The organism is Micromonospora sp. NPDC047753 (assembly GCF_040642735.1).
Lineage (GTDB): Bacteria > Actinomycetota > Actinomycetes > Mycobacteriales > Micromonosporaceae > Micromonospora.
Genome location: NZ_JBEYSL010000266.1, coordinates 1 through 9,185 on the forward strand (window position 1 = coordinate 1; position 9,185 = coordinate 9,185).

General features: G+C 71.0%; 11 protein-coding genes. 9 read left to right on the plus strand and 2 right to left on the minus strand.

Annotated features, from left to right (window positions below; translation table 11 throughout):
• Positions 1-104 precede the first annotated feature (104 nt).
• The gene (locus ABZ749_RS21360) at positions 105-794 is read left to right on the plus strand and encodes a ThuA domain-containing protein (RefSeq protein WP_357230253.1); all 690 of its coding nucleotides are present in this window, start codon (positions 105-107) and stop codon (positions 792-794) included.
• Positions 764-1,882: a Gfo/Idh/MocA family oxidoreductase gene (locus ABZ749_RS21365; protein ID WP_357230234.1), complete on the plus strand. Its 1,119-nt coding sequence runs from the start codon at positions 764-766 to the stop codon at positions 1,880-1,882. The genes ABZ749_RS21360 and ABZ749_RS21365 overlap by 31 nt, the downstream gene beginning before the upstream one ends.
• A gap of 28 nt (positions 1,883-1,910) precedes the next feature.
• Here the strand turns inward: ABZ749_RS21365 and ABZ749_RS21370 are convergent, their stop codons facing one another.
• Together ABZ749_RS21370 and ABZ749_RS21375 are read right to left on the minus strand one after the other, a co-directional pair.
• The gene (locus ABZ749_RS21370; protein WP_357230236.1) at positions 1,911-3,410 is read right to left on the minus strand and encodes an FAD-dependent monooxygenase; all 1,500 of its coding nucleotides are present in this window, start codon (positions 3,408-3,410) and stop codon (positions 1,911-1,913) included.
• 122 nt (positions 3,411-3,532) lie between these two features.
• The gene (locus ABZ749_RS21375) at positions 3,533-4,153 is read right to left on the minus strand and encodes a helix-turn-helix domain-containing protein (protein ID WP_357230238.1); all 621 of its coding nucleotides are present in this window, start codon (positions 4,151-4,153) and stop codon (positions 3,533-3,535) included.
• A gap of 132 nt (positions 4,154-4,285) precedes the next feature.
• Here ABZ749_RS21375 and ABZ749_RS21380 point away from each other — a divergent pair, with 132 nt between their 5' ends.
• From ABZ749_RS21380 to ABZ749_RS21410, 7 genes are all read left to right on the plus strand, one after another.
• Positions 4,286-4,645: a DNA polymerase ligase N-terminal domain-containing protein gene (locus tag ABZ749_RS21380; protein WP_124860959.1), complete on the plus strand. Its 360-nt coding sequence runs from the start codon at positions 4,286-4,288 to the stop codon at positions 4,643-4,645.
• Between the two features lie 57 nt (positions 4,646-4,702).
• Positions 4,703-5,437 (plus strand): VOC family protein, encoded by a 735-nt coding sequence (locus tag ABZ749_RS21385; protein ID WP_357230241.1) that lies wholly within the window; start codon positions 4,703-4,705, stop codon positions 5,435-5,437.
• Between the two features lie 339 nt (positions 5,438-5,776).
• Entirely contained in the window at positions 5,777-6,112 is a 336-nt protein-coding gene (locus tag ABZ749_RS21390; RefSeq protein ID WP_357230243.1) for a TraR/DksA C4-type zinc finger protein, read from the plus strand.
• A gap of 148 nt (positions 6,113-6,260) precedes the next feature.
• Positions 6,261-7,304 (plus strand): aromatic ring-hydroxylating dioxygenase subunit alpha, encoded by a 1,044-nt coding sequence (locus ABZ749_RS21395; protein WP_357230245.1) that lies wholly within the window; start codon positions 6,261-6,263, stop codon positions 7,302-7,304.
• Entirely contained in the window at positions 7,301-7,519 is a 219-nt protein-coding gene (locus ABZ749_RS21400; RefSeq protein ID WP_357230247.1) for a hypothetical protein, read from the plus strand. Before ABZ749_RS21395 ends, ABZ749_RS21400 begins: the two co-directional genes overlap by 4 nt.
• Entirely contained in the window at positions 7,516-8,469 is a 954-nt protein-coding gene (locus ABZ749_RS21405) for a PDR/VanB family oxidoreductase (protein WP_357230249.1), read from the plus strand. The genes ABZ749_RS21400 and ABZ749_RS21405 overlap by 4 nt, the downstream gene beginning before the upstream one ends.
• Before the next feature lie 30 nt (positions 8,470-8,499).
• Positions 8,500-9,185, plus strand: a 686-nt coding sequence (locus tag ABZ749_RS21410) for an IclR family transcriptional regulator (protein WP_357230251.1), incomplete at its 3' end; no start/stop codon positions are given.

The window sequence follows — 9,185 nt, forward strand, 5'->3', positions numbered from 1 at the left end:
GCTCGGCACGTTTGGGCATCGGCGACCCGTCGTCGGGGCGGGAGCGGCAGCCCGGTGGCGACGGACCGTGGGAGGGAGCGACGGTGGCGCAGCGGAGAGCACTGGTGGTTCGGGGCGGTTGGGAGGGGCACCAGCCGGTCAAGGCGACGGAGTTGTTCCTCCCCTTCCTCGAACGTAGCGGCTATGCCGTACGGGTCGAGGAGTCGACGGAGATCTACGCCGACACCGCCGAGATGGCCGAGACCGACCTCGTCGTGCAGTGCATGACGATGTCGCAGATCACCGCGGACCAGGTGGCGGGCCTCAGCGCGGCGGTCATCGCCGGCACGGGCTTCACCGGCTGGCACGGCGGCGTCGTCGACTCGTTCCGCGCGTCAGCCGAATACCTGCACCTGGTGGGCGGCCAGTTCGCGACCCACCCGGGCCTCGAGCCGTGTGAGCGTCACGGTGGCCCGGAGGACAACTTCCTGCCGCACACGGTGCGCGTCACCGACCTCGGCCGAGAGCACCCGATCACTGCGGGCATCGAGGACTTCGACCTGGTCACCGAACAGTACTGGGTGCTGCACGATGACCTGATCGACGTACTGGCCGTGACCACCCACCCGACGCAGGCGTGGCATCCGTGGCATCGGCCGGTCACCTCACCGGCCATCTGGACCCGACAGTGGGGTGCCGGGCGCGTCGTCGTGACGACCCCGGGGCACAGCCTCGACGTGCTGGAGCACGCGGATGTCCGTACCGTGATCGAGAGGGGGATGGTGTGGGCGACCCGCACCGCGTCGGCGTCATAGGTCTCGGGGTCATCTCCCGCGCGTACCTGGACACCCTCGCGGACCACCCTGAGATCGACATCGTCGCGGTGGCCGACCTCGACGCCTCCCGGTCGGCCGAGGTCGCGGCCACGATTGCTGGAGCCGAGGCGATGAGCGTCGAGCGGCTGCTCGCCCGCCCGGACGTGCAGACCGTGCTCAACCTGACCATCCCCGCAGCCCATGCCCACATCTCGCTGGACACGATCGACGCTGGCAAGAACGTCTATGTGGAGAAGCCGCTCGCCGTGACGTTCCCGGACGGCCGCTCGATCATCGAACGGGCCGCTTCGGCCGGCGTCCGCGTCGGGTGCGCGCCGGACACCGTCCTGGGTACGGGCACACAGACGGCGCGGGCGGCGATCGACGGCGGGCTCATCGGCCGCCCGATGTCCGCGTCGGCCGTCATGGTCACTCCGGGGCACGAGCGCTGGCATCCCAATCCCGACTTCTACTACGCCCCGGGCGGCGGCCCGATGCTGGACATGGGGCCCTACTACATCTCGGCGCTCATCCATCTGCTCGGGCCGGTCCGGTCGGTGACCGGCGCCGCCAGCCGCCTGCGCGCCGAGCGCGTCATCGGCTCGGGCCCCCGCACCGGCCAGCGGATCCCGGTGGGGGTGGACACCCACCTCACCGGCGTGCTCGAGCACACGAACGGTGCGCTCTCCACCATCACGACGAGCTTCGACGGCGTCCGGACGACGGCCGCACCGATCGAGGTGCACGGCGAGGCCGGCACGCTCGCCGTGCCCGACCCGAACTACTTCGACGGTGAGGTCCGCGTCTTCGCGCTCGGCGACACCGACTGGCGCGCTCTCGAACCGCAGGCCGGTTACGCCAAGGCTTCCCGGGGCATCGGCCTGATCGACCTGGTCAGGGCCGACGATCGGCGTGCCCCGCGCGCTGACGGCGAGGTCGCACTGCACGTACTCGAAACCATGACCAGCCTGCTGCGGTCGGCGGCCGAAGGCCAGCGGATCGAGCTGACGACGACGGCACAGCGGCCCGTGCCGGTTCCGCTCACTCCGCTGGAGGACTGGAAGGCGTACGACGCAAGGACACGCTGAAGAGGGCCAGCCCGAAATGGGTTCGTGGTCATCGTGGAAGGCCGAAGTGGTGGGCGAGCGAGGCGCGCAGCGTGGCGGCGTCCCCGGCCGACCAGGCGATGAAGCAGTCGGGGCGTACGAGCAACGCGGCCGCTGTCGTGCCCTCCAGTGAGCCGGTGACCACGTCGACCCGGTCTCGCCATGGTGCGGCGATCCCGGCGTAGGCACCCGTGGAGTCCAGCAGCAGCGGCCGGGCGGTGCGGGTCAGCTCGGCGAGGCGTGTCGCACCGTGCTCGGTGTGCACGACCACGTCGGGCGCGCAGCGGCCGGCCAGAGGGTCGGCGGGATCGGCGGGGTAGCGGATGTCCGCACCGGACATCAGCGCCGCGATGTGCCCGGTCACCTCCGGCTTGCGCAGCAGTTCGGCGAAGAGTTCCCGCAAGCCGCTGATCTCGTCGCCGGGGCCGATGAGCGCCGACTGCGCCTGGGTGGACATGACGACCCGTTCGGCGACGGGGCGACGCTCGCTCTCGTAGGTGTCGAGCAGGCCCTTCGGCGCCCAGCCGCGCACCGCGGCGGCGAGCTTCCAACCCAGGTTGACCGCGTCCTGTAGGCCCAGGTTGAGGCCGGGGCCGCCCATCGCGGGGTGCACGTGCGCGGCGTCGCCAACCAGCAGCACCCGGTTGGCGCGGTAGCGGGCGGCGATGCGGGTGTTGCCTCCGGTCAAGCGCCGCAGCAGGCCGGGGCCGCCGGGCGCGCCGAGGGGGATGTCTGCACCGAGCACCCGGGCGACACTGGCGCGGAGTTCCGCCAGGCTCATCGGGGCTTCGTCGTTCGTTGGCGGGTCGGGCCACTCCGTCGTGCTCAGGATCGCCGGTCGGCCGGGGAACGGGGCCCAGGCGATCAGGCCACGCACAGTGCGGGTGTGCTGGAACGGCGGGACGACACCGTAGCCGGGGACGCGCAGGCCGCCCGTCTCAGGGTCGAGGGACGACGCAGGCACGGTCACCGTCGCGGTGCGGGAGATCGACCGGTCGTTGGTGACACCGGGGAAGTCGATACCGGCGAGGCGGCGCACCACGCTGCGGCCGCCGTCGGCACCAACGACGAAGCGACTGGTGAGCTGCGTACCGTCGGCGAGGTGGACCTCGACCGCGTCGGGGCGTTGGCGGAGGTCGACGACCTCGTGGCCGCGGCGCAGGTCGACTCCGAGTTCGGCGGCTCGGACGGCGAGACCGGCCTCGAGCTGGGCTTGCGGCACTCCGAGCACGTAGTGCGGGTTCTCCGCGAGCATTGTGAGATCCAGCGGGAACGCGCCGAAGGTGAAGGCCGGTTGAGGGGCCGGCGGGGTGCTCTCACCGCTGAGCCGCGCGTAGAGGCCGCGTCGGTCGAGCAGGCGGACGACCTGTCCCACGAGGCCGTTGGCGCGGGGCTCGCCGGTGGGCGCGGCGTGGCGTTCGAGGACGACGGGGTGCACGCCGGCGAGGGCCAGTTCGCAGGCGAGCATGAGGCCGTTGGGGCCGGCTCCGACGATGGCGACATCGATCATGGTCGTGATCCCTTCGGGGTGTGCGTCATCGCCACGGCAGGCGCGGCACGTGGCCGGCCCGCCGCGCGACTGTGATGCGGCTGGAGAGGTGGGTGAGGTGGTGCCTGCGTGAGGGCGGAGCTTCAGCGGGGTGGGGCCGGGAGGCCGGCGGCGACCTGGGTGAAGGCGTCGGTGATGAGGCGTTCGATCGGGGCGGGTGGGTCGGCGCTGTCGAGATAGTGCTGCATGGCGACGCCGACGGCGGCGCTGGCGGCGGCCGCGACGAGCCTCGGATACATGTCGGAGGCGAGGTCGGTGCCGGTGCGCTCGGCGACCGCCGCGGCAAGCTCGGCCTCGGCGAGGGCGGTGGCGCGCAGCCGCTCGCCCTGTAGTGCGGGCTCGGCGAGCATGGTGCGTACGCCGGCCACCCACCGGGCGTGGTCGGGGGAGGGCATCGCCTCGACCTCGGGGCCGCGCGTGAACTGATCCAGCGCGGCCTGGGTGAGCGCCACCCAGAGTGGCTCGTCGGCGGGACGTTCGCGCAGCGCGGCGGCGGTGCGCAGGCTGCGGTCGAGGTGGCGGGAGGCGATCGCCTCGGCCTTGCTGGAGAAGTAGTTGTTGAAGGTACGCGGGGAGACACCGGCAGCCTCGGCGATGTCCTCGACGCGGACGTTGTCGTAGCCACGCTCCGCGGTGAGGTGGATCGCAGCCCAACCAAGCGCCGCCCGCGTCTCGGCCTTCTTGCGCTCCCGCAGCCCCGTCATGCCGCCACGCTAGCACCAATTGCGTGACACGCAAATATGCGTGCCACGCAAAAATCGACGGACTGTGGGTTCGGCAGCGTGAGGTGACCGCGTCGACAGGCGGCAGGGCCGGCCTGCGCCGACAATGGGGGAGTGGCACCCGCCTTCGTCCTGCACCACCACCGCAAACCACGACCGCACTTCGACCTGCGGCTTGAGGAAGATGGTGTGCTGCGCTCGTGGGCGGTGCCTCGCGGTCTACCGGACAGCCCCAGCGACAACCGGCTCGCGATCGCCGTGCCCGACCACGACCTCGCTCACCTCACGTACGAGGACGTCGACAAGTCGATCGCCGACATCGGCACCTGGGAGGAGCATGATCGCACCGACCGCCGGATGCTGTTCACGTTGCACGGCCGCACCGGTCGCCGGCGATACGCGCTCATCCGCACCGGCGAGGGGTGGCTGCTCCACCTGACGAAGGAGCAGCTCCCGGACGATCGCGGACGGTAGTGCGGTAGGCGGCTACGACGGTCAGCGAGACGCGGGCACAGGCCCTAGCATCGCGGCATGGCGACGCGGCTTGTGCAGATCAACATGAAGGCTCGGAACGACTCCGCGCTGGGCGGTTTCTGGGCGCAGGCGCTCGGCTGGGAAATCTCCAGTGAGGGACCCGGCGTGACCAACCTCGAACCCGAGGGCTTCGTCTACCCCGACCCGGTCGCTGTCTGTATCGACCTGATCGTCTCGTCTGAGCCCAAGACGGTGAAGAACCGCGTGCACGTGGACCTCGCCACCACCTCGGCGGCCCACCAGGCGCAGGTGGTCGCCCGTCTGACGGAGCTCGGCGCGACCGCCACCGACGTGGGCCAGGGTGACGTGCCGTGGACGGTCATGGCCGACCCGGAGGGCAACGAGTTCTGCGTGCTGGAGCCCAGGGCGGTCTACCGGGACACGGGACCGATCGCCGCCGTGGTGGTCGACTGCGCCGACCCGCGAGCCATGGCCCGGTTCTGGAGCGAGGCCACGGATTGGACCCTGCACGAGGTGAACGATCAGGGTGCGAGACTGCGCTCCGCCAAGGGCGTCGGCCCCTACCTGGAGTTCGTCCGAACCCCAGACGTCAAGAGCGGGTGGAACCGCGTCCACCTCGACGTCCGTCCGTACCCCGGTGACGACCCGGAGGTCGAGGCGGCCCGGCTGCGGAGTCTCGGCGCGACCCCCATCGAGCTGGGGCAGGACGTCCCGTGGCGGGTGCTCGCCGACCCGGAGGGCAACGAGTTCTGCCTCCTCACCCCGAGCTGACAACCGGTAAACAGTGAGCATCATTGAACGTTGGCATTAGGGCAACGCCACTCTATGGTTGGGGCATGCCGCCGGTGACCTTCCGCTCGCCCGCCGCCACTGACGTGGTGGTGGGCGCTGCTGTGCGCGTGCCGACGGCCACACGCCCCGAGGCCGACATGCGGGTGCCGGTTGTCCGCGCGCCGCACACCGTGTCCGCGCACACAACGTCGAGCCCGATGCGAACCGGCCGAGGCCCACCTGCGGAGTCGTTGCATACCCAGAACGACCGCCAGGGCGAAGCTATCCAAGCTTCGGCCCTTTTTGTTTTTCCCACCCGTTTTCCCTGGAAGGCAGATCATGAGCGTCGATCATCATCGTCCTACTCTCGACCAGAGTTGGCTGGCTGACCTACGAGCGTCCCTGGCGGACGACTTCGCCACCCAGACAGCTCGGCTGCGGGAACTGACCGAGCTCAACGCGGACACCGGCGACCCCGGCGAGGCCCACAACCAGGCCGCCCTGCTGGTGGCCACCCGCCAGAACATCGAGCAGATCACCGGTGCGCTGAACCGGATCAGCGACGGCACCTACGGCGCCTGCCAGAGGTGCGGCCGGAGCATCCCGGCCGAGCGGCTCGAAATCCTCCCGCACGCCCGCTTCTGCGTGCCGTGCCAGGAGAAGCAGAGCAGGTGACGTCGGGTGGCTGCCGTGCCGCCGGCACGGCAGCCACACAGGCGCGAGGGTCGACCTTTCACTCAGTGAAAGCTCTGGTTCCTGGGAGGAGGCGCCGCACGGGACGATCCGGATCCATCGACGTCCGTCTGCGTGGAGGTCCGGTCGCATGGTGTTCGCGCGTAACCAGTGGTATGTGGCGGCCTACGGCAGTGAGGTGGGGCGGAACCTGCTCGCCCGCACGGTGCTCGGTGAGCCGATGGTGCTGTACCGCACCGGTGCCGGGAAGGCGGTGGCGCTCGCCGACCGGTGCGTGCACCGGCGCTTTCCACTGTCGGAGAGCCGGCTCGACGGCGACACCATCGTCTGCGGTTATCACGGCTTCACCTACGACCCGACCGGCGCGTGTGTCTTCGTACCCGGGCAACAGCGCATCCCGCGAACCGCGCGGGTGGTCTCGTTCCCACTGGTGGAACAGGACTCCTTCATCTGGGTCTGGATCGGCGACCTGGACCGGGCCGACCCGGCCGCGATTCCCCGCGCGCCGTGGCTCGCCGACCCCCGCTACGCCGTGGTGCGGGGCATGGTGCCACTGAACGCGCGGTACGGCCTGCTGGTGGACAACCTCCTGGACCTGTCCCACGAGACCTACCTGCACGGCAGTTACATCGGCACTCCGGAGGTGGCGAACACCCCGATCACCACCGAGGTGGACGAGGACCGGGGGATCGTCTACGTCAGCCGGCACATGGACGACGCCGAGTGCCCGCCGTTCTACGCGCGCTCGACCGGGATCCAGGGCCGGATCACCCGGTGGCAGGACATCGAGTTCCACCCGCCCTGCCTCTACCTCCTGCACAGCCGGATCGCGCCGCAGGGTGTCTATCCGCCCGCCGAGGGCGAGGACCGCGAAGCGTTCCACGCCGAGATCGTGTACGCCATCACCCCGTCGACCGAGCACACCACCTACGACTTCTGGGCCGTGGCGCGCGACTTCGCGATCGACGACGAGTCGGTCAGCGAGTACCTGCACCACAGCAACCACACAGTGGTCATGCAGGACGTGACAGCTCTCAACATCCTGGAGCAGGTGATCGCGACCGAGCCGGACCGGTATCAGGAGCTGAGCATCAACATCGACACCGGCGGCCTGGCCGCCCGGCGGCTGCTGGCCCGGATGGTCGGGTCGGGGACGGTGGGAGCGGCGCGGTGAGTTCCCGAGCAGGCACCCTCAGTGGGGACCGGGTCTACCGGATCCACTGGGTGCCGGGCACCGACACGCTGCGCGGGATCTGTCACTGTGGGGCCGAGCGCCTCGCCGAGGAGCCGGTCGAGTTGTGGGAGTGGCTGCTCGCCCACCCGCAGGGGCACCAGGGCGTCGCCGTGCCGGTGCCCGGGCGGCCGAGGCGGCTGGCGATGCGCGAGTGACAGGGGACGTTCTGACCGGTGCGGAGCTGGTGGTTGCCGGCCGGGAAGAGGTGGCCGCCGAGGTCGTGGCCATCTGTCTGCGCCGCGCGGACGGCGGTGACCTGCCCGGGTGGACGCCGGGCGCGCACATCGACCTGGAGTTGAGCGCCGGGCTGGCCCGCCAGTACTCCCTCTGCGGCGACCCGGTGAACCGCTCCGTGCTGCGGATCGCGGTGCGGCGCGAACCCAACGGACGTGGCGGCTCCCGACTGGTGCACGAGCGGCTCACTGTCGGCGCGACCGTCCGGGTGAGCGGACCGCGCAACACCTTCCCGTTGGTCGCGGCGCGGCGCTACCTTTTCGTCGCCGGTGGCATCGGTATCACCCCCATCGCACCGATGGTCGCCGCCGCCGACGCCGCGGGCGCCGACTGGCGGTTGGTGTACGGGGGCCGCAGCCGTGCCAGCATGGCCTTCGCCACCACCCTGCGGGAGAGGTACGGCGACCGGGTCAGCCTGCACCCGCAGGACGAGACCGGGTTGCTCGACCTGGTCGGGTTGCTGGGCCGCCCCGGCACCGGACTCGTCTACTGCTGCGGGCCGGAAGCGCTGATCAGCGCGGTGGAGGAGCACTGCCGGCGCTGGCCACCCGGCTGCCTGCACGTCGAGCGTTTCACCCCCCTGGGCGACACCGGGGCGCCGGAGACGACGATCGAGGTCGAACTCGCGCTCTCCGGGCGGACGGTGATCGTCCCGCCGGGCACACCGATCCTGCAGGCGGTGGAGGAAGCCGGCGTGCCGGTCCTCTCGTCCTGCCGGGAGGGCACCTGCGGCACCTGCGAGACCCCGGTGCTCGACGGCGTGCCGGAGCATCGCGACAGCCTGCTCACCGAGCAGGAGCGGGCCGCCGGGGACACCATGATGATCTGCGTCTCCCGGGCCATTACGCCCCGACTCGTGCTGGAGCTGTGACCGCCCGGCGCGGGCGGGGATGATGACGGGGTGCGCGCAGAGCCGGGACGGTCGGTGACGAGCAAGGTGTTGGCGCTGCTCGACGCGTTCAGCCCGGCCACCCCGGCGTTGACATTGAGCGAGATGGCCCGCCGCACCGGGCTGCCCCTGCCCACCGTGCACCGGCGGGCCGCCGAACTTCTCGCGTGGGGTGCGCTGGAACGTGGCGACGACGGGCGGTACCGGATCGGTCTGCGGCTGTGGGAGGTGGGCTCGCTCGCCCCGAGGGGCGTGGGGTTGCGGGAGCTGGCCCTGCCGGTCATGGAGGACCTGTACGAGGTGACCCACGAGAACGTCCAACTCGCCGTGCGGCAGGACCTCGAACTCGTCTTCATCGAACGGATCGCCGGGCGCCACGCGGTGCCGGTGCTCACCCGGGTGGGGGGTCGTTTCGCGCTGCACGCGACCGGCGTCGGGCTGGTCCTGCTCGCCCACGCGCCCGCCGAGGTTCAGGAGCAGGTGCTGGCCGCGCCGCTGGAGCGGTACACCGACATGACCATCACCAACCCGAGGCGGCTGCGTAGCTGCCTCGCGGAGGTGCGCCGGATCGGGTACGCGGTCAGCGACCGCCAGGTCACGATGGATGCCCTCTCGGTGGCCGCACCGATCCGCGTACCGGAGGGTGTGGTGGCGGCGATCTCGCTGGTTGTCGCCCACGACCGGGCGGACCCGGTGGC